At 63.7% G+C, this 20465-nt stretch carries 17 protein-coding genes; 5 read left to right on the plus strand and 12 right to left on the minus strand.

Annotated features, from left to right (window positions below; translation table 11 throughout):
• The 3 genes from QM649_RS13315 to QM649_RS13325 form a co-directional block, all read left to right on the plus strand.
• Window positions 1-460: prephenate dehydrogenase dimerization domain-containing protein (locus tag QM649_RS13315; RefSeq protein ID WP_415199538.1), on the plus strand; the 460-nt coding region annotated here is incomplete at its 5' end.
• Between the two features lie 87 nt (window positions 461-547).
• Window positions 548-1051 carry a hypothetical protein gene (locus QM649_RS13320; RefSeq protein ID WP_415199539.1) on the plus strand — a complete coding sequence of 168 codons (504 nt, stop codon included), beginning with the start codon at window positions 548-550 and terminating at the stop codon, window positions 1049-1051.
• A gap of 33 nt (window positions 1052-1084) precedes the next feature.
• Window positions 1085-2905 carry a glycoside hydrolase family 2 protein gene (locus tag QM649_RS13325; RefSeq protein ID WP_415199540.1) on the plus strand — a complete coding sequence of 607 codons (1821 nt, stop codon included), beginning with the start codon at window positions 1085-1087 and terminating at the stop codon, window positions 2903-2905.
• Between the two features lie 14 nt (window positions 2906-2919).
• Here the strand turns inward: QM649_RS13325 and QM649_RS13330 are convergent, their stop codons facing one another.
• The 6 genes from QM649_RS13330 to QM649_RS13355 form a co-directional block, all read right to left on the minus strand.
• Entirely contained in the window at window positions 2920-4119 is a 1200-nt protein-coding gene (locus tag QM649_RS13330) for a VIT1/CCC1 transporter family protein (protein WP_415199541.1), read from the minus strand.
• Between the two features lie 3 nt (window positions 4120-4122).
• Window positions 4123-4674: a hypothetical protein gene (locus QM649_RS13335; RefSeq protein ID WP_415199542.1), complete on the minus strand. Its 552-nt coding sequence runs from the start codon at window positions 4672-4674 to the stop codon at window positions 4123-4125.
• A 14-nt stretch (window positions 4675-4688) separates the two neighbouring features.
• Entirely contained in the window at window positions 4689-5315 is a 627-nt protein-coding gene (locus QM649_RS13340; RefSeq protein WP_415199543.1) for a response regulator, read from the minus strand.
• Window positions 5308-8505: a two-component regulator propeller domain-containing protein gene (locus QM649_RS13345; RefSeq protein WP_415199544.1), complete on the minus strand. Its 3198-nt coding sequence runs from the start codon at window positions 8503-8505 to the stop codon at window positions 5308-5310. Before QM649_RS13345 ends, QM649_RS13340 begins: the two co-directional genes overlap by 8 nt.
• Window positions 8506-8890: 385 nt before the next feature.
• Window positions 8891-9559: a metal-dependent transcriptional regulator gene (locus QM649_RS13350; protein ID WP_415199545.1), complete on the minus strand. Its 669-nt coding sequence runs from the start codon at window positions 9557-9559 to the stop codon at window positions 8891-8893.
• Between the two features lie 50 nt (window positions 9560-9609).
• A complete protein-coding gene (locus QM649_RS13355) occupies window positions 9610-10791 on the minus strand; it encodes a hypothetical protein (protein ID WP_415199546.1) in 1182 nt (393 codons plus the stop codon).
• Window positions 10792-11374: 583 nt separating this feature from the next.
• Between QM649_RS13355 and gyrA the strand changes: the two genes are divergently transcribed.
• Window positions 11375-14023, plus strand: a complete 2649-nt coding sequence (gene gyrA, locus QM649_RS13360) for a DNA gyrase subunit A (protein WP_415199547.1) — start codon at window positions 11375-11377, stop codon at window positions 14021-14023.
• Between the two features lie 241 nt (window positions 14024-14264).
• Here gyrA and QM649_RS13365 read toward each other — a convergent pair whose 3' ends face one another.
• The 3 genes from QM649_RS13365 to QM649_RS13375 form a co-directional block, all read right to left on the minus strand.
• Window positions 14265-15017, minus strand: coding sequence for a YIP1 family protein (locus QM649_RS13365; protein ID WP_415199548.1), 753 nt, complete (start codon window positions 15015-15017; stop codon window positions 14265-14267).
• Window positions 15018-15091: 74 nt separating this feature from the next.
• A complete protein-coding gene (locus QM649_RS13370) occupies window positions 15092-16135 on the minus strand; it encodes a hypothetical protein (protein WP_415199549.1) in 1044 nt (347 codons plus the stop codon).
• Window positions 16132-16560 carry a PadR family transcriptional regulator gene (locus tag QM649_RS13375; RefSeq protein ID WP_415199550.1) on the minus strand — a complete coding sequence of 143 codons (429 nt, stop codon included), beginning with the start codon at window positions 16558-16560 and terminating at the stop codon, window positions 16132-16134. The genes QM649_RS13370 and QM649_RS13375 overlap by 4 nt, the downstream gene beginning before the upstream one ends.
• Window positions 16561-16801: 241 nt before the next feature.
• On the opposite strand from QM649_RS13375, the gene QM649_RS13380 reads away from it, so the two are divergent.
• Window positions 16802-17323: a DUF4142 domain-containing protein gene (locus QM649_RS13380; RefSeq protein ID WP_415199551.1), complete on the plus strand. Its 522-nt coding sequence runs from the start codon at window positions 16802-16804 to the stop codon at window positions 17321-17323.
• A 19-nt stretch (window positions 17324-17342) separates the two neighbouring features.
• On the opposite strand, the gene QM649_RS13385 is transcribed toward QM649_RS13380, so the two are convergent.
• The 3 genes from QM649_RS13385 to purF all read right to left on the minus strand — a co-directional run bounded on the left by QM649_RS13385 (window position 17343) and on the right by purF (window position 20458).
• Window positions 17343-18098 (minus strand): hypothetical protein, encoded by a 756-nt coding sequence (locus QM649_RS13385; protein ID WP_415199552.1) that lies wholly within the window; start codon window positions 18096-18098, stop codon window positions 17343-17345.
• A 68-nt stretch (window positions 18099-18166) separates the two neighbouring features.
• Complete coding sequence (locus QM649_RS13390) at window positions 18167-18685, minus strand: cupin domain-containing protein (protein WP_415199553.1); 519 nt, start codon at window positions 18683-18685, stop codon at window positions 18167-18169.
• A 330-nt stretch (window positions 18686-19015) separates the two neighbouring features.
• On the minus strand, window positions 19016-20458 hold the full coding sequence (gene purF / locus QM649_RS13395) for an amidophosphoribosyltransferase (protein ID WP_415199573.1): 1443 nt from the start codon (window positions 20456-20458) through the stop codon (window positions 19016-19018).
• Window positions 20459-20465 lie beyond the last annotated feature (7 nt).

Consider the following 20465-nt stretch of genomic DNA (forward strand, 5'->3'; position numbering starts at 1 on the left):
CTCTGCGGTCTCAGTAAAAAGCCAGGCCGCATTGCGGAAGAGCGCAGAGACCCAAGCGATGGGGCTACCCTCCAGCGCGCTCAAACAGGAATGGAGAGAGTGGACAGCACGCTTCGGCAGCCGCGTCCTCGACCTCACGCCCGAACGGCACGATGAGATCTGCGCATGGGTGAGCCATCTGCCGCAGTATCTCGCCACGGCGCTCTCCGCGCTGCTCGAAGACGAGTTCCCGTCGAAGGAAGAGATCCAGGCTATCGGAGGCCGCGCCCTGCGCGAGATGACGCGCCTGGGATCGAGCCCCTTCTCCATGTGGCGCGACATCGCCCATACGAACACGGAGGCCGTAGCCGCAAGCATCCTCGCGCTGGAACAGCGTCTGCAGCACCTGCGCGAGAACCTGAAGACACCAGAGCTAAGAGAAGAGTTCGCACGCGCGAATCAGTTTCGCGAAGGGCTGTAGTGCGTATATCGGCATTTTGCACTTAAGGTCTGTAAGACTTGGCTAGTTAAACGATCTGCCTCACCCACCTTAATGAAAGACCCTGCATTGGCAACTATGCCATTTGATCCCGCTGATTTTGAAGCAGAAGCGATTCTGAAGCTAATCTCTTCAGGGCAGATGCCGTCATTTGCGCTGGATGCGTTAGAGGCAGGATTCAACGGGCCACACATCGTTCGGATGGCGATCCTGGACCCTGCCGATGGATGGGCAATCGACCAAGTATTACCCCGAATGCTCGATGAGCTCGGCTGCCATCACTTCGCACCGAAAGAAGCAGCGCTACACTTAGCTGAGAAGCGCGCCAAGCGAATCCTGGCCACGGGTGAAGATCCATTGCCTTCGCTTTCATACTTCTACCGACTCGTATTCGAAGCTGGATATACAGAGGAGCTATACCCTCTTGGGTCTCTGGAAGATCTCTTCGATTTCCGGTCAAGTACCCCAGAGAAGCAAAGAGCGCTCGCATACGAACACATCAGAGGCTTCTTAGCAGATCGGCAAACCCAGCAACAAAGAGGCGCCACTCCGCCTCACAGCAATAACCCCTGAATTCCTTCGCATGTCCGGACTAGGATGGTGTGCATGCCGCGTCGACGCCTCTCTGTCTCTCTGTTCCGATTTCTCCTGTTGCTCGCAACGACCTCTACCCTGGCGCATGCCGAAGACGCGCAGCCGATCCAGCCGACTCTGCTCGCCGATATCGACCACCGCCCGGCGATGAGCCTGAACGGCCCATGGCACATCATCGTCGACCCGTATAAGGGCGGCTGGGGCGCGGAGGGAAAGCCTCCCGGAGCGCATGGCTACGGCGCGGATCGGCAGCCCTCGCCCGACGGGCCGCTGCAGGAGTACAGCTTTGTCGCGTCGCCCACAATCCATGTGCCCGGAGACTGGAACACGCAGCGCCCGGACCTGTTCTATTACGAGGGGCTGCTTTGGTATGAGCGCATCTTCGACTACCATCCCCGCACACACGCGCACACAATACTGCACGTCGGCGCGAGCAACTACGAGACGCACGCGTTTGTGAACGGTGTGCGCGTGTGCGATCACGTGGGAGGCTTTACCCCCTTCGACTGCGAGATCACGAGCGCGATCCGCGAAGGGCAAAATTCAGTTGTCATCGCCGTGGATAACCAGCGCGCGAAGGAAGATGTGCCCACGCTGAAGACCGACTGGTGGAACTACGGCGGCCTGACACGCGATGTCTCCGTGCTCGACGTGCCCGAGCAGTACATCGACGATGCATGGCTGCATCTCAACAACGACGGCACGATCGATGGCGAGGTGCATGTGGCCGGCGAGGAGGCGGGCCGCGATGTGACCGTGCGCATCGCTGAGCTCAAGATCGACGTTTCTGCAAAGACCGATGACAAGGGGCGCGCGCACTTCCATCTGGAGCCCGCGCATCTGGAGCGATGGTCCCCTGAGCATCCTCGGCTTTATCGCGTGGAATACGCCGCAGGCGCAGACCGCCTGCAGGACGATGTCGGCTTCCGGACCATTGCCGTGGAAGGCGACCGCATCCTGCTGAATGGCAAGCCCATCTTTCTGCGCGGCGTGAATATCCAGGGCGAGGCGCCATTCCGCGATGGCCGCGCCTATTCCGACGCCGACGCGCAGACGCTGCTCGGCTGGGCGAAAGAGCTGCATTGCAACTTCGTTCGGCTCGCGCATTACCCGCATGACGAGAGGATGACCCGGCTGGCGGATCGGCTGGGAATACTGGTGTGGTCGGAGATCCCCGTCTACTGGTCGATCGACTGGAGCAATCCCGATACGCTGGCCGTAGCCCGCCAACAGCTCGACGCGATGATCCACCGGGACCACAACAAGGCCTCGGTGATCCTCTGGTCGATGTCGAATGAAACGCCGCCCGGCCCTGAGCGCACCGCGTTTCTACGCGAGCTCATCGCGCAGGCGCGCAAGGAAGACCCGACGCGATTAATTACATCCGCGATTGTTACAAAATTCCACGACAAGACAGCCGTGCTCGACGATCCGATCGCGCCGGATCTCGATGTGCTGGGCTACAACGAGTACATCGGCTGGTACATGGGCAAGCCTGAAGACGCGCCCGCGTATACATGGGAAGACCCTCTTCACAAGCCGGTCATCCTGAGCGAGTTCGGTGCGGAAGCGAAAGCCGGCCTGCACGGACCGGCAACACGGCGCTTCACCGAGGAGTACCAGGCCGCCGTTTACCAAGGGCAGTTCGCCATGTTCGACAAGATGCCGTTTCTTGCCGGGCTCTCCGCATGGCTGCTGATGGACTTCCGCTCACCCACACGTCAGCTACCCGATATCCAGGATGGCTTCAATCGCAAAGGGCTGGTCTCCGACAAGGGCGTGAAGAAACAGTCCTTTTCCGTTCTGCAGGATTACTACGCGCGCAAGCAATGAGGCATTGGGCTCGCTCACGCCCCCACGTGACCCAGCCCGATACCGATCACATACGTGACCACGCCTTCGAGAGCGCCCACCAGCGTCATCTCCAGGCCGCTCGACCACCAGCTTCGCACCGTGATGAGGGATTTGGCCGCGCCGACCGCAAAATGCGCCAGCAGGGACACAACAGCGGAGACGAGGATGGCCTCGTATCCGCGCAGGAAAAAGAATGGGATGATGGGCACGAACGCGCCTACGGCGGTCGAGATGGCTCCGCTCACTGCCGAGGTGATCGGATTCGGCAGCGCATCTTCAGTTGCATTCAGCCGCTCGGCCGAGAGCGCACGCAGGAACTGCTTCTTGTCGCGGGCGATGTGGTCGACGACGCGATCGGCGTCATCCTCGGGCAACCCCTTCACCTGGTAATAAAGCGAAAGCAGCTCGCGCGATTCCGGCGCGTTCATCTCGATGGACTCGCGCTCGCGTTCGACCTCGGCCTCGTAGATCTCGCGTTCGCTCTTCGCCGCGAGATACGCGCCCGAGCCCATGGAGAGCGCGCTGGCGATCATGCCGGCGATGCCGGCGAGCAGCACGTAGTGGCTGTTGCCCACCGTCGCGCCCGACACTCCGGAGACGATACCGAAGATGGCGCCGAGACCGTCATTCACGCCGTAAATCGCATCGCCGATCCAGCCCGCTGCCTGCCGCCCCGAGCCCGAGCGCTTGGCCAGCAATTCCTCCAGCAGCGCCTGCGGATTCACCGGGGCCGCGGCCTGCCTGCGCGGATAGTGCTCACGGATGAGCGTGCCCAGCTCGATGTAGTGCTCGCGCTCCTCGTCGATCACACGGCGCAGGATGGCGAGGCTCGGCTCGTCGTTCAGCTCTTTGAGCTGCTGGCCGTAGTGCGCAATGGCGCGGCTCTCGTCGATCTCCAGGCGGCGCAGCGCCATGCGCTTTCCGCCGAGACGATTGGCCAGCGAGTCGGCATCGCCGTTGGGCTTGCCCTTGTAGCGCGGCGGCTCACCGCCCAGCTCGGCGATGCGCCCGGCCCATGCCTCGGCGTGCTCAGCCTCGGACTCAGCCATATGCTCGAGCGTGCGCTTGCGGATGGGGTCGGAATCCTCGCGGGCCAGCGCGAGGTAGGTGTAATGGCCGGTCATCTCGGCCTGCCAGTTCGCCTCGAGTGCGGCGAGCAGCTTACGGAGCCGTGGGTCGTGCGAGTCGTACATGCATTAGAGAGTATCGCCAATCCGGTACGGAAAGCTGAAACGGCCAATCTGCATCACCGAGCGGTCCGCGGGAGGCCATACCTTGAACGATTCGACCCGTGTGATGGCAGGATTCAGCGCCGCCGCAACGGTGCCCACGGGGCGACCGGTCGCAGCCTCATAGAACTTCACCTCAAGCGCTTCGCCCACATGCTGCCAGCCGATGACATACGAACCCGGCTCCAGCGCGAAGCCGCCCACGCGCAGCGGCACCTGTGTAAGGAAGAAGTGCGAGTACTTGCCGTCCGCCGAATACCCTGCGGTGATCAGCACGACGCCCGCGATGAAGTGCCCCTGCCCGTCCGTGATGCCGGAGGCCGTGCGCATCTCGATCTCGATACGCTCCTGCTCGACGGGCGCACGCGCAGGCAGCAGCGATTTCAGCTCGTCATCGGTAGCCGCGCGCCAGTGCGTCTCGGCGCGCAGCAGTCCCGGCGAAAGGACAGCGGCGAGCGCAAGGACCGAGAGCAGGATCATGCGGCGGCGAGTGAATGCGACCCGAGCGAGTGTGACCATGGAGAACTCCGGCGTCAATCGAGATGCACAATGCCGCGCTGCAACGCGGTGGTGGCGGCGTGCGTGCGATCGGCCACGCCAAGCTTGCCCAGGATGCTGTTCACATGCGTCTTCACGGTCGCTTCGGAGATGAAGAGGTCGGATGCGATCTCCTTATTGCTGCGGCCGGCGACGATGCGCTTCAGCACCTCGAGCTCGCGCGTCGTAAGCCCGGGTCCGCCCATGCGCTCAGCCAGCTTCTCGGCCACCTGCGCGGGGATGCGCGAGCGCCCGGAATGCACCGCGTGAATGGCCTCGGTCAGCTCATCGAGGTCCATGCCCTTAAGCAGATATCCGCGGGCGCCGGCCTGCAGCGCGCGATAGATGTCCTCATCGCCATCGAAGGTGGTGAGCACGATGATGCGTGCGGCAGGCGCGAACTCCCGGATACGCGAAATCGAATCGGCGCCGCCAAGTCCCGGCAGGCGGAGATCCATCAGCGTCACATCGGGTTTGTGCTGGCGCCATACCTCGACAGCCTCAAGACCGTCGGAGGCTTCGGCGATAACCTCAAAATCGCTTACCGTGTTCAGCAATGCGACCAGTCCCTGGCGCACGATCTTGTGGTCATCAACGACCAGGATGCGGATTGTTTCAGCCATGATTCTCCTTCTCGACCTTCTCGCCCGCGGCGATTTCCTTGCTCCCTGCGCCATCCTTCGCCGGGACTCCGCGCAGCGGCAGCTCGACGCGGATCGTGGTGCCGCGTCCAGGATGACTTTCGACAACAGCGCGGCCGCCGATCCTCTGCGCCCGCTCGCGAATACCGGTGAGCCCATAATGCCCGTTCTTTGGCGAATGCGCCTGCTGGAGCGGCTGCTCGGCGGACGCGAAGCCCAGGCCGTTGTCCTCGATAGTAAGCGCCGCCTGCCGCTCTGCGTAACGCAGCGTGACCTCGATCTTCGCCGCCTGCGCGTGCCGCACTGCATTCGTCACCGCTTCCTGCGCAATGCGCAGCAGCTCGCTTTCCATCTGCGCAGAGAGAGGACGGTACGATCCCAGCACGAGCACCTGCGTCTCTACGCCGCTGCCGTTCGCCGTCTGTTGCACCGTGCGCAGCAGGCGGCTGGCGAAGTCGCTCTCCGTCTCGGCCTGCGAGCGCAGCTCCCAGATCGCGCGGCGAGCATCTTCCAGCCCGGTGCGGACAAGCTCCTGCGCCTGCGCGAGATGCTGCTTCGCCACCTCGGGCGAGGCGGCAAGCAGACGCCCAGCGACCTGCAGCTGCATGTTCACGCCGACCAGGCCCTGCGCGAGCGTGTCGTGAATCTCCCGCGCGATACGATTGCGCTCGGCAAGCACCACCTGAAAGCGCGATTCGATCTGGCGCAGCCGCGCGAGATAGATGCCGTACGCGGCAAGCGCAGCGGCCAACGCAAGCAGCAGGTAGAACCAGAGCGTCTGGTAGAAGTAAGGCCGCATGCGCAGCGCGAGCACCGCGGGCGCAGCGCCGGGCACGCCGCTGTTATTCCAGGCCTGCACCTCGAAGCGATAATGGCCGGGCGGCAGATTCGTGTAATACGCCACACGGCGCGAGCCCGCATCGATCCAGCTTCGATCGAAGCCCGCGAGACGATAGGCGAATCGGACTTTCTGCGGAGCGGCAAAGGAGAGCGCGGCATAGGCGATCTCCACGCGGCGCCTGCCTGCCGGAATCGTAACCGCATCGGTTGCAATTTGCGGAACGTCGTCGATGCTCACCTGCTCGATGGCCACCAGCGGCGGAGTCGGGTTGCGGGCGAGATGCGCAGGATCGGCGGTGGCCACGCCCTTCGGCGTCGCGAACCAGAGCGTTCCGTCCGGCATGCGCCATGCCGCGGGATGGCCGCCGCTGCTGGCCTCGCGCACGCGCAGGCCGTCGGCAACGCCATAACCCTCGACCGTCACCGGCGCAGGATGCGCACTTTCGAGCGCAGCGGCAAGCGCATCGCGCTCGACATGAAAGATGCCCTGACCGGAGCTGATCCACAAACCGCCGGCCGCATCCTCAAGGAGGCCGGCCACGTCGTCCGGCAGCGCAGCCGAACGCGGCGACAACGGGACGCGACCGCGTGCCGCATAGAAGCGGCCGTCATGCAGCAGATCGATGCCGCCTCCTGCTGTGCCAATCCAGAGATCGCCCTGCGCATCTTCATGGAGCGCGGTGATGACGCGGCTCGAGAGACCGTCCTGCGGAGTGAAGTTATGAAAACTGCCATGCGCGAAGCGCGTGAGGCCGCCGAGTGTGGCGATCCAGAGCGCGCCTTCGCGATCTTCCACCATCGCGCCGACCAGGTCGCTGCCCAGGCCATCGAGGCTGGTCCACGTCGTGAATACGCCATCTTTCCACCGCGAGAGACCACGCCGCGTACCAATCCATTCGTTGCCTTCGCGGTCGAAGTAAATGGAGCGCACGAAGTCATCCGCAAGGCCATCCGCGGAGGTGAAGACGCGCGTCACCCGGCCATTCTCAATATGGTTCAGACCATCCGGCGTCCCTAGCCACAACGAGCCATCGGGCGCGGCTGCAATCGAAAGGACGATGTTGCTCGAGAGCCCCTGCGCCGTGGTGAGCGCGGTGAAGCTGATGCGGCCCTGCGCATCGACATGCCTCTGATTGAGGCCGCCGCCATCTGTGCCGAGCCAGAGGGTGCCGCCCTGATCGCCTGCGACGGCGCGGATGTGGTCGCTGCTGAGGCCGCTCGCCATATCCCACGTCGTGAAGGCGCGATCGCGCAGCACGGTGACACCTGCCGACTCGCTGCCCAGCCAGAGATTGCCTTCGCGATCTTCAAGCCATGAGAGCAGGCTGCCTCCCACCAGGCCTTCATGCGCGGGCATCGCTTCGAGGCGGCCGCGATAGAACCGCGCAGGCCCCACCGGCGTGGCGATCCAGAGCGCGCCTTCGCGATCGAAGAAGAGCCGCTCCACCCGCGCGGCGGGCAGTCCTTCGCCGGTCGACCAGCGCGTGAGAGTGCGGCCGTCATACATCGCAAGGCCATTGTCCGCGCCCAGCCATGCGCGCCCCTCGGCGTCGAAGGCGATCGCATGCACGTTGCCCAGCGGAGACGCGGCCTCAAGCATGCGGCAGTCGGAAGCGGCGCAGATCTCCACGCCCGCGCTCACCGCGGCCCATGCCTGTCCGTGGCTATCGACGGCGAGCGCATGGATGGCGCTCGCGGCGCCGCTCGATGGAATTCCGGCGATGCGGAAGTGGATCGAGCCTGCGGCGGTATACGCAAGGCCCTGCATGGTGGACAGCCAGAGATCTCCCTGTACCCCCACCACCATCGTCGCATCTTCATCGAGCGGCGGGACGCCATCGGCCTGCGCAAAGCCGTGGCCGTCATACGATTCGAGCCCCGCGGAAGTAAGCAGCCAGATGCGCCCGCCCGCATCCTGCGCGATGCGCCAGATGGCGGAGCGGGCAGGCACCGGAGCGACCACCTCACCGGCAATCTGCGCGGAGCTTGCAAAGCGCCCATCGCGATAACGCGCGACTCCCTGCGAAGTGCCGATCCAGAGCCAGCCATCGCGGTCGAGACAGAGGCTGTCAATGATGTCGCTGCCGAGCGCAGGCGTGTCCTGCTGCGTAAAGATGCGGAACTGCGCGCCATCGAAGCGAACCAGCCCGGCCTCGGTCGCGATCCAGAGATAGCCCTGACGATCCTGCGCAATGGCATGCACCGTGTTCTGCGGCAGGCCGCTGTCCGTCTGCCAGGACTGATACCCATAGTGGCGCGGCGGCTGATGCGGATCGAGCGCGCGGGCGCGCCACGGGGACAGAGCGGCTGCCAGAAGCAGACACAGAAGCATCGCGCGTTGACTTGCGGCCGAAAAAGAACCCATTACCGTCCCGTTGGGAATGGTACACATCGGGCGGCTGAGTGCAGAATCCATCGAAAGGTGGAAGCAGAAGAAAAGCGAGCCGAGCGCTCTCGACGCACGCTTGTCCGATTTCTGTCATCCCGACCGGAGCGGCCGCAGATGCGCAGAACGAAGGAACCTGCGGTGTATGTCCGTTCTCCGAAGATGCCGACGGTGGCCCATTCAAGCCTGGTTTTGGCTTGAGTGGGGGAAATACAACTTATTCGCCTATAGAGGACAAAGATGGAGCTCTTACCTCCCCACACAAGCCAACGGCAGGCTTGTATGGGCCACCGGGGTCCTGGCTTCGCCTGGGCGAAAGCACGAACCCTCTTCAGCCCGCGCTGACGGCCTTCACCCAGACCTTCTCCGCTGCGGGAGCGCCGAGCGTAAAGCTGCCGGCAGGCGTCTCGATGGCGAGGGTCTGGTCGTAGTTCCGGCGCAGCACGCGCACGGCACCGCCCGGGGCGATGCCGGTCTCGTGCAGGAAGCGCAGCAGCTGCGGGTCGCGCTCATAGAGGCTGGCCACGGTGTACATGCCGCCTTCGGGGCTCTCGGCGAGCGTGGTGAGGCCACGGCGCGAACGATGGGCAGGGCTCTCCGGCAAAACCGCATTGCCATGCGGACAGATACCCGTGTCGCCCAGCTTTTCGAGCAGGCGTGCTTCAAAGGCCGGCGAGACAGCATGCTCCAGCCGCTCGGCCTCGTCGTGAACCTCGTACCAGGGCATGCCGAAGACCTCGGCCAGCATGCGCTCGATCAGGTGATGGCGCAGCAGTGTGCGATGCGCGGCCTCGCGCCCGCTCTCGGTCAGGTGGATGACGCCATCCTCCTGCACCTGGACAAAGCCATCGCGCTTGAGCCGGCGCAGCGCCATGGAGACAGCCGCAGGCGAGACCCCGAGCCAGTGCGCGAGCGTGGCCGAGATCACTGTCTCGCCCTCGCTCTCCGCCTCAAGCACAGCTTTGAGGTAGTCCTCCTTGGAGACACTGATCGCTGCCATAACAGGGTTTAGGATCGCCGCTCGGATAGCGGGATGTAAAGCAGCCTCTCTTACTGCACCAGCAGCGGCAGCCCGGCGACACATAGCGCCGCCTGGCAAAGGACGATCGCCACGGTGATCCACCGCCATGCGCGAGCCGCGCTGCGGGGTTTCTCAAGCTCGAGCACATCGGCGAAGACACCGCCCACGAAGGTGAGCACGAAGGGCAGCGCCCACAGCGACGTCAGCGTCGGCACGCCGGTCGTCGTAATGCAGAGCAGCAGCACCGCCACGGCCAGCGGCGTCGAGTTGCCGAAGTAGCGGGAGCGGCGCATCGCCGCCCACAGGGCGACAGCGGCGGCAGCGGCCAGAGCAATTCCGGCATCCGTCATCGGCCGGAACAGGGCACGGGCGGCGTCGAGCGACGGCCGGATCGCGGCCACATCGCTGCGGAAGGCATAGCTGAACGCCTCCGGCCGGAAGCCATAGAACGCGAAGAGAATAGCGAAGGCGCCGAGCGTCCAGAGAATGAGCAGCGTGGGCAGGTACGCCCGCTTGCCCTCGGCAAGATACGCCATGAAGGCCAGCGAGAGCAGCAGCGCAATCAGGAACGCGGAAAGATGCGCGGCAGCCGTGATGCCGAAGATCACCGTAAGCAGCACGATCCGCGGACGCCACTTCCGGCGCGGTCCCTGCATGGCGTGCGAGACGCCGATCGCCGTGTAGACGGCGGCGAAGAGGCCGTAGGCCGCCCAGATCTCGTTGTTCGGCGCGACAGCCGCGGCAATCACCGGCGGCGAAAAGCAGTAGAGTGAAAGCGCGATATAGCCGCCCACGTTGCCGAAGAGCCGGCGCGTCACCCACCAGAGGCATCCTCCGAGAGCCAGCGCGGCGCCGATAAACGGCAGGCGCAGCAGCAGCCCGACCCAGCGCAGCTCGTGGCGCATCTCCCAGGTGGAGGTGTTCGATGCCTGCCCGGCGAAGATGCGCTCAATGGTGAGCGGCAGTCCCGCGGCGCGATAGGCCAGCGTGCCGTCATGAATATTGCCGCAGCTGGTGAAGTAGCCGGCCAGCGGCGAGGGCTTCTCCCACATTTCGCGGCCGCAGCGGGCAAAGCGATAGTCCTGCTCGGAGAGCGTGCAGCGCGCGGCCACCCACAGGCACTGGCCCAGCAGCAGCGCCAGCAGCACGGCTGCAACCTGTTGCGGACGATTGAAACGGAACTTGCGCAGTCGCTGGCTGGAATGAGACATCGGGCGTTCTGCCCCAGTGTAAACGCGAGCCGCATCACGGCGATGAAAGCGCATGCGGATGACTTAAGGGAATTACCCCATGCGCGCATCCGCAATGCCTGTCATTCCGACCGGAGCACGCAGCGAGAGGACAGGGCGGGAAGTATGGCTGGGTGCCCCGTCTAAGCTTCGCTTGGGCGGGAGGTACAAACCCTTCTGCGATCAGAGAGATTTGCTCACCCCACCCAAGCCAGAATCAGGCATGGATGGGCCGCCATCAGAATCCCTCCCGGTGCCTCGTGTCCCTGCGGTTGGACATGCGAGGAGCGCAAGCCAACGCCTTATCAGGACGAAGAATACCCACTCTCGGAAGGCTTTGCGGACGCATTTTTCAGCTCTTCGGAAGGCCCCAATCAGAGCTCAGCCGGTGACCACCTCGGCACCTCGCCGCAACTCGCTGAATCCATTGGCCTAACCTGCATTGCTGCGAACTAACTAAAGCAGTATCATAGATTTAGGTCATTTCCGCCGGGCGTTTTCCCGCTTTTCTTCTCGCCGTTGCTCGCGAGTCATCCGCAAGTCCCTGCAGTGACCCCTTTCGACTATGGCAGACGATCAGAATCCTCAACTTCCCCTCGGCGACGGATCGGGCGGCCCCACGGGCGCTGCGAACCTTGTTCCCATCAACATTGAAGAGGAGATGCGCCGGTCGTATCTCGACTATTCGATGTCGGTCATCATCGGCCGCGCGCTGCCAGACGTGCGCGACGGACTCAAGCCGGTGCATCGCCGCGTGCTCTACACGATGCACGAGATGGGCCTGCAGCACAACAAGAAGTACACCAAGTGCGCCAAGGTCGTCGGTCAGGCCATGGGTGTGTACCACCCGCACGGCGACTCGGCCATCTATGACACCCTCGTCCGCCTCGCCCAGCCCTTCAGCCTGCGCTATCCGCTGATCGACGGCCAGGGCAACTTCGGTTCGGTCGACGGCGATCCGCCGGCGGCCATGCGTTACACCGAATGCCGTCTGCTCAAGGTCGCAGGCGAGCTGGTTGCCGACATCGAAATGGAGACGGTCGACTTTTCGCCGAACTACGACGAATCGACCCTCGAGCCGACCGTGCTGCCGACGCGCATCCCGAACCTGATCGTGAACGGTTCGAGCGGCATCGCCGTGGGCATGGCGACCAACATCCCGCCCCATAACCTCACCGAGGTCGTGAACGCGGCCATCGAGATGGTGAACAACCCGCATGCCGGGCTGGAAGACGTCCTCCGGCACGTGCAGGGTCCGGATTTCCCGACGGGCGGCTTCATCTACGGTCGCAGCGGCATCGCGAATGCCTACCGCACCGGCCGCGGCCGCTTCCTCATGCGCGCCAAGTGCGCCATCGAGAACATCAACAACAATCGCCAGGCGATCATCGTCAACGAGATTCCTTACCAGGTGAACAAGGCGCGCCTCATCGAGCGCATCGCTTCGCTGGTAAACGAAAAGACGATCGACGACATCAGCGACGTGCGCGACGAGAGCGACCGCGACGGCATGCGCATCGTCATCGAGCTGAAGCGCGGCGCCGAAGCGCAGATCGTGCTGAACCAGCTCTACAAGCACACGCAGATGCAGGAAGGCTTCTCGATGATCTTCCTGGCCGTGGTCAACGGCCAGCCGAAGGAACTCGCGCTGCCCGATGCGATCCGCGCCTTCATCGATCACCGTATCGAAGTAGTGCGCCGCCGCACAGCCTACCAGCTGCGCAAGGCGCGCGAGCGCGAGCACATTCTGCTCGGCTACCAGATCGCGCTCGATCACCTCGATAACGTCATCAAGATCATCCGCGGATCGTCTTCCCGCGCCGATGCCCGCGAGAACCTCTTCCAGTTCTTCTCGGGACGCACGATCACCGTGCGCGACCAGGCGCTGGCCGGCGTCACGCTCGATCCGGCGAAGTATGCCATCGATCCGGCGACGCTAATCAACCCGACGCTCACGCTGAGCTACCGTCAGATCGACGCCATCCTTGAACTGCAGCTCTATCGCCTGACCCAGCTCTCGATCGACGAGCTGCTGAAGGAGCTGGCTGAAGTCCGCGACCGCATCGCCGAGTACGAGTCCATTCTCGCCTCGGAGAAGAAGTTGCGCTCGGTCATCGTGAAGGAGCTCGAGCAGGTCAAGAAGGAATACGGCGACGAGCGCCGCACCCAGATCCTCGACGAGACGGCCGAGCTTCAGCTTGAAGACCTGATCGCCGACGAGCAGGTCGCGGTCACCGTCTCGCACTCCGGCTACCTGAAGCGCACGCCGATCTCGACCTACCGCCAGCAGCGCCGTGGCGGACAGGGCCGTTTGGGCATGAAGACCCGCGAGGAAGATTTCGTCTCGCAGCTCATCATCGACTCGACGCACGCCTACCTGCTCTGCTTCACCAACACGGGCCGCGTCTACTGGCTCAAGGTCTACGAAGTCCCCGACGTAGGCGCAGCCGGCAAGGGCAAGTCCATGGCCAGCCTGCTCAACCTGCAGCCGGGCGAGAATGTCCGCACCATCCTGCCTGTCCGCAACCTGACCGAAGAAGGCAAGTTCATCTTCTTCGCGACGCGCGAGGGCACGGTCAAGAAGACGCCTCTCAAGGACTTCTCGAACGTGATGGCCCGCGGCATCATCGCCATCGGCATCGAGGGCGAGGACGAGCTGATCGGCGCACGCATCACCGACGGCAACCAGGTTGTCTTCCTCGCGACGCACGACGGCATGGCCATCCGCTTCGACGAGAACGATGTCCGCTCCATGGGCCGCCCGGCCCGCGGCGTACGCGGCATCGACCTCGGCAAGAAGGATTACCTCGTCGGACTCGCCGCGACTCCCAAGGAACGCGCCAAGGATGGCGAAGGCATCAACTGCGCCTGCCTCATTCTGACGGTGACGGAACAGGGCTTCGGCAAGCGCACCGATGTGGACGAGTACCGCCTCCAGACCCGCGGCGGCAAGGGCGTCATCAATCTGAAGACGACTTCCCGCAACGGCAAGGTGACGGGCATCCACCTGGTCGACGATACCTCGGAGCTGATGATCATCAGCCAGTACGGCAAGATCATCCGCATCGACACCAAGACCGTGCGCGCCGCCGGCCGCTCGACGCAGGGCGTAAAGCTGCTGAACCTCGAGGAAGAGGACAAGGTAGCCGCAGCCGTCGTCATCCCGCCGGAAGAAGCAAAGGAAGAGCTGGAGAACGGAACGCTGCTTCAGTAGCTTTCAATCGAAAGACGAAAACAGGAAGGGCGCTCTTGCGAGCGCCCTTCCTGTTTTTATTTGCATTGTCATTCTGACCGGAGCGAGACCGCTTCATCATCTCGCGAAGTGGAGGAACCTGCGGCCCTCTACGCACCTCGAGGATTCGGGTGCCCCGTCCAAGCTTCGCCTGTGCGGGAGAGTACGAACTCCGGGTGCCCCATGTCTCGCTTCTGAGACATGGGATACCTCTCTGTTGCGCCTAGCTCGACAGAGCAGCGCTCGCCACACCGATCAGCACAAAGATCGCCCACCACCCCACCACAGCCGTCGCGGCCTTGGCGGTCGAGATCTTCGCAACGATCGCAACACCGATCGAGGCCAGCACCAGAGACCAGATCTCAAAGAGATCCAGGTGCATGCAAAGCGCCGTCAGCGCCTTGGGCGCATCCTGGCTGAGATAGAAACCGATGTTGGTTCCGACCGGATTCTGCAGCAGAAATGAGTCCGGCGCGAGACCCGCAAAGAGCGACACGATCGCCAGCAGGTACTTGATGTTCATCACCAGCGACGCATACAGATTCACCGCGAAGATCTGGCCGAAGGTGGCCTTGCCGCCGAAGATGAAATTCGCCGTCACCCAGACCAGCAGCCCGTTGATCGCCGTGAAGATAAGCACGACGACGGTATAGGCGTAGGTCGTGACCCCGGTGACCTTCGCCGCCACCGCCTTGGTATTTTCGGCCTGCTCCGGCTTCATCTGCGCGAACTTCTCTTCGGTCGCCGGGGTCTGGTGCAGGATGTTCTCATACACCTTCTGCCAGCCAACCTTCTGCTGCACGGCAAAGGCGAAGCTCACGCTGACGAGGATCATGATGACCAGCGGCCCGAGAAAGGCTGAGCTGCGCAGGATATCGGTAAAGGTCTTCGAAGGCGCGGTAAAGGTATCCACCACGCGCTGCACTTCACTCAGCGGTGCGGTATTCGGCTGGGGAACAGAAAGAGCGTCGGCCATACTTCCTCCGGATGATCGCGCCAGCGGCGCGTCGTGCTTGGCGGGATTGTATCCCGCCTGTTGATGGAATCGAATCAAATTCGGCCTGCACGTGCAGGCATGCCCGGCCCGAGGCCGGAACCGGAGCCGGGCCGCGCGCTCTCACGGAAGGCCCGCACCGCCCGCCACACATACGTCACCATGGCAATGGCAAGGCCCACGAGCGCGAAGCCCACCGAGAGCCGGACCACCAGGTTCGCAAGCTGCGTGTACTCGACCGCATGCGGACCATCTGCAATAACGAAGACCGAAGCACGCACGATGAAAACCGCGATGCCGGCACTGTACATGCGCGTCGCCAGCGCAGCTACCGGCGGAAGCCATGGCAATTCAGGCCGAGCCAGCACCAGTCCCGACTCCACCATGCCCAGCAGCGCGGCGCCGATCAGAAATGGATAGACCGTATGCCATACCGGAGCCGCATGCAGTACATACGCCGCAGGTCCGATCACCAGGAATGGGTAATGCGGCACAGCCAGCAGCCACATCAGGCCGACGCCGTGGAAGACCGCATCCGTGAGCGCCTTGCGACGGCGGCGCTGTGCCTGCGGAGGACGCACAGGCGGCAGCTTCATCGGATCCCATCCATGCGAACCTGTTCCGTCGATACAGGAGGCGCTCACCCCAAAGCGCTCGAGCGCTGCGAAAATCGCCGTGATGATTCCAACCTGTAACACAAGCACTTCCACGATGAGAGATACGGAGTGCGACAGGGAGTGCTCCATTCCTGCTACGCCCCATCCATGCGTGAACAGACTCAGCGCCGTGACCAACATCCAGACGCCAAGGTTGATACCCAGCGGGATCTTCAGCACCCACATATACATCGGGTAGAGTCCCGGCCCGATAAGGCTGCGCTGCGGGAGATAGCCGGCCGCAACCACCGCCGGACGCCCTCGGCGGCGCAGGATCTCGGCAACTTCGGCATCGGCGAGCGGGCGGCCAAGCTCCTCGGCGCGGTCCTCCATCTGTGCTGCCAGGTCCGCCTCGATCTCGGCGAGAATGTCGTCCTTCGAGGCGCGCGGCAGCCAGAACCCGACCGCCTGCAGGTACCGCTGAATCAGACCGTTGCTGTTCATCCTTCCCTCGTTCCTGCCGGCTCTGCCTCCGGCTTCGTGCTCGCTTCGTCTGTGCCCGCAAGTTCAGCCACGTGCCCCGAGCCGCCTTCCAGCCTCTTCCCAAAGACGATGCGCCGCAGCGCCGCGCCAATCGCCTCATGCTCGCGGAGCAGCTGGGCCAGCACCTCTCCGCCAGTGGCCGAAAGCCGGTAAAAGCGCTTGTTGCGCTTTTCCTCCTCGCGCCAGTGGCTCTCGAGCAGCCCCTGCGCCTCGAGCCGCCGCAACAGCGGGTACAGCGTGTTTTCGTCGATGGCCAGCCCCTGGTCGCTCAGCGCCTTCCGCAGGGCATAGCCATAATGCTCCCGGCGCAGCTCCGCGAGGACGGCGAGCGTAAGGCTGCCGCGGCGGAGTTCGAGCCTGAGATTTTCAAAGATTTCGTTTTCCATCGCTGCACTCTGTTGCCATACACTGTGCAGTACACAGTGTGTGGCAACAGTATCATCCACCCCCTGCGCCATGTCAAAGAAATTTCGCGGATAGCGCTACCACCGCCCCCATGAAGCTGAATCCCGTGAAATTAGCGTCCAACTCGCATCGAACTCATAGAACGCGGGTTATGGATCATCAGGGGCCAGTGTGGGCCGCCCCTGAACGTAGCCGATAGACAAAGCAGGGAGACAGACAGGAATGAGGAAGGCAAGGATGAAGCACGCGGCCATGCTCGCCGCGGTACTGGTATGTGGATCATTGCTCCGGCTGCTGGCAGCTCCGGCCAACGGAAAAACGCTGACAGCCTCGGCGGCAGACAAGACCTTCCTCAGCAACGTCTCGCAGGGCGGGCTCTACGAAGTGGAAGCCGGAGAAGTGGCCGCCGAGCGCGGCAAATATCTCGCAGTCAAAGACTTCGGCGCACTGGACGCGCATGACCACGACGGCGTGAATGCGCAGCTGAAACACATCGCCGATGCCACCGGGGAGAAGATCGAGCCCGGCCTGAACGCCCAGTTCACCGCGAGGCTGGTGAAGCTGAAGGCGGTGCCGGACGACCAGTTCGACTCCTATTACATTGAGGACATGAAGGACATTCACAACAAGGACGAGGCCCTGTTCGTGAAAGAAGCCCAGGATGGATCGGGCCCCTACAAGGAGTTCGCAAAAGAGGCCGGCATCCTCGTCAGGGCTCACCTCGGCTGGCTGAATACGATCTAAGCGGCTTGTTCCTAAGCTCTTAGCGCTGAGGACCGCTTGCGTTAGCCGCTTCGGCCGCAGGCGCATCGGCGTCGCCATCTTCCACCAATACGGCGGAGAGCCCGACCAGGTCAAAGCTGACAGGTTGGGCTCCGCTGACGGCGAAGGCGACGCGAAGCGGCTCGCGCTGCCATGCCGCGGGCGCGCAGGCCGGGGTGGGATGATGCTGCGGATCCCACGGGCCGAGCTTCTTCGCAAGCAGCGGCCGCCGCGCGGCGAGCTGCGCCACGACGGCATAGAGCTGCCGTCCGCTGCTGTTGAGCCCGCAGTACGCGGCATAATCGCGAAACCAGACCACCTCGCTCACCGCAGGGTCGTAGTCGGCGAGATGGAGCGCCGTGATCTTCCCCGAGACGCGGTCGACCAGCAGCCACGGGCCCTTCTGCCACACCCAGCTCGGGGCGCGAGGACCACTCTTCTGCCCCGGCGATGGAGTCGACGCGTCCGCCGGGAGAGCGTCGTTCAGGCGGATGGCGCGGCGGACGACAAAGCTGCGATCGGTGATGTCATGCGCCGGACCGGTGGTCCACTCCTTCACCTTGCCATCGACTACCAGCGGCCGGACGGCGAGATCGTGCTCATCGCCGGTCGCACCGGCGGGGTCGCCCTCGACTGAATACGGCACTTTCTTCAAACCGCCAAGTGAGACCGTGTGCCCCTTCGCCGGAGCAGCGCACAGCATCCCCGGCAGAAGAATGAGGACAAGCAGCGGCAAAACTTGAAGGCGCGGCAGCACGCACGCAGGATAGGCTCAACGCGCAAACAGCGGCATATCACCGAGGTAATGGGTACGCAGACTGCAAGCTACGCCGGCGGCAGAAATTCCGTCCGGTATTTCGCCGCGAGCGCCTCGGACTTCGCCTTCAACCCGGCCTGCGCCGCCTCGTCGAGTTTTGGCGGCGGCGTGGTGCGCGTGGCGACAGGGATGCCAACCTCGGCGAAGAACTCCTCCTGCATGGCGGGCGAGCAGATGCAAAGCAGGCGCGCGGGTTTATCGCTGGCATTGCGAAAGCGATGCGGCGCATTGGCCGGAATGTGGATGGTCTGCCCGGCACGCACGGTGGAGGTCTCGCCGCGAAAAGTCGCTTCGATCTCGCCCTCCTGCACGAGGAAAGTCTCCTCGAAATCATGACGGTGCGGAGGCGGTCCGCCGCCCGGCAGCACATGCATATCGATAAGACAGTACTGCCCGGCCGTGTCCTTGCCAGTGAGCAGCGTCGTATACGTATTTCCGGCAAGACCGATGTGCGGCAGCGTCTCCGCATCGGCCAGGACCAGCTTGCGGCTCAGATCATCGGGCGGAATCGAACTGGAAGTGCTCATGACGTGCCTCCTACGCTTTGGGATGCAGGGGCGCGCCGTAGCGAAAGAAGAGCCCTTCACTGCAGCGGAAATCCGGGTGCCCCACGTCTCGCTTCTGAGACGTGGGATCTGGGATGCCGGTCGTTGAATGACAAGCGCCTCCCACCCAAGCGGAGCTTGGATGGGGCACCCGCATCCTCGCTATACGCGAAGAGCCGCAGGCTCCTCCGCCGCGCGAGCCTTGCGGCTCGCGGCGGTCGGAATGACAGTTCACGTGTGCAATAAGAAGAGTGCCGGGGCGCGACCAGCCGGAGCGGATGCCGAAGGCGATCCGCTCCCACGCGTAGTGGCTTAGAGCGAGGCTGTGGCGGGAAGGATACTGTCTACGTCGACCCACTCGGTGGGGTAGTTGCCGGTGAAGCAGGCCACGCAGAACTGGTTGCCGGTGTCGCCCGCGCAGGCGTGCTGCATGCCGTCGAGCGAGAGGTACGCCAGCGTGTCAGCTTCGATGAAGCTGCGGATCTCCTCGATCGACTGGTTCGCCGCGATCAGCTCCGACTTGCGGGGCGTATCGATGCCGTAGTGGCAGGGCGAAATCGTCGGCGGGCAGCTGATGCGGAGATGCACTTCCTTCGCACCGGCGGCGCGCACCATGCGCACGATCTTACGGCTGGTGGTGCCGCGGATGATCGAGTCATCGACCAGGATGATGCGCTTGCCCTGCAGCAGATTGCGCACCGGGTTGAGCTTGAGCTTCACGCCGAAGTCACGCACGCGCTGCTCGGGCTCGATGAAGGTGCGGCCCACGTAGTGGTTGCGGATGAGGCCGAAGCGGAACGGGATGCCACTCTCCGCCGCGTAGCCGATCGCCGCCGTCACGCCGGAATCAGGCACCGGCACAACCAAGTCGGCAGGCACGCCGGATTCGCGGGCCAGCTGGCGGCCCATCTCTTCGCGGCTCTCCTGCACCCAGCGATTGAAGATCTTGCTGTCCGGACGCGCGAAGTAGACATGCTCGAAGACGCAGCTCGCCTGCTTGACGCCGGTCGAGTAGCGGCGCGAGGTCACGCCATCCTTTGAAACCATCACCAGCTCGCCCGGCTCCACATCGCGCACGTACTTGGCGCGAAGCAGATCGAAGGCGCAGGTCTCGGAGGCGAAGACGACCGTATCGGGACCGTCGGGGTTTTCGATGACGCCCATCGAGAGCGGACGGAAGCCGCGCGGATCGCGGGCCGCGAAGATGCGGTCGCGCGTCATCATCACGATCGAGAAGGCGCCGTCGACCTGCGAGAGCGAGTCGGCGATAGCGTCGACCAGCGTGCCCGCCTTCGAGTGCGCGATGAGCTGGACGATGATCTCCGAGTCGCTGGTGGTCTGGAAGTACGCGCCTTCGCGCTCGAGGCGCGTGCGGATGTTGCCCAGGTTCACCAGGTTGCCGTTGTGGGCAATCGCGATGAGGCCCTTGGTCGACTCCACGCGAATGGGCTGCGCGTTGAGCAGAGCCGAGTCGCCGGTGGTCGAGTAGCGGGTGTGGCCGATGGACATGTCGCCCTGCAGCTTGGCGAGCACATCTTCGGTGAAGATGTCCGCAACCAGGCCCATGCCCTTGATGTTCGAGAGCGTCTTGCCGTCGGCAGTGGCAATACCGGCCGACTCCTGTCCGCGATGCTGCAGCGCGTACAGGCTGAGATACACCTGGCGCGCGGCCTCGGGATGGTTGTAGACGGCGGCGACACCGCACTCCTCGCGGAGCTTGGGGTCTTCTTCGTTGTCCAGACCGCGTGCACGCATGTACTCG

Source organism: Silvibacterium sp., from assembly GCF_047605705.1.
Classification (GTDB): domain Bacteria; phylum Acidobacteriota; class Terriglobia; order Terriglobales; family Acidobacteriaceae; genus Silvibacterium.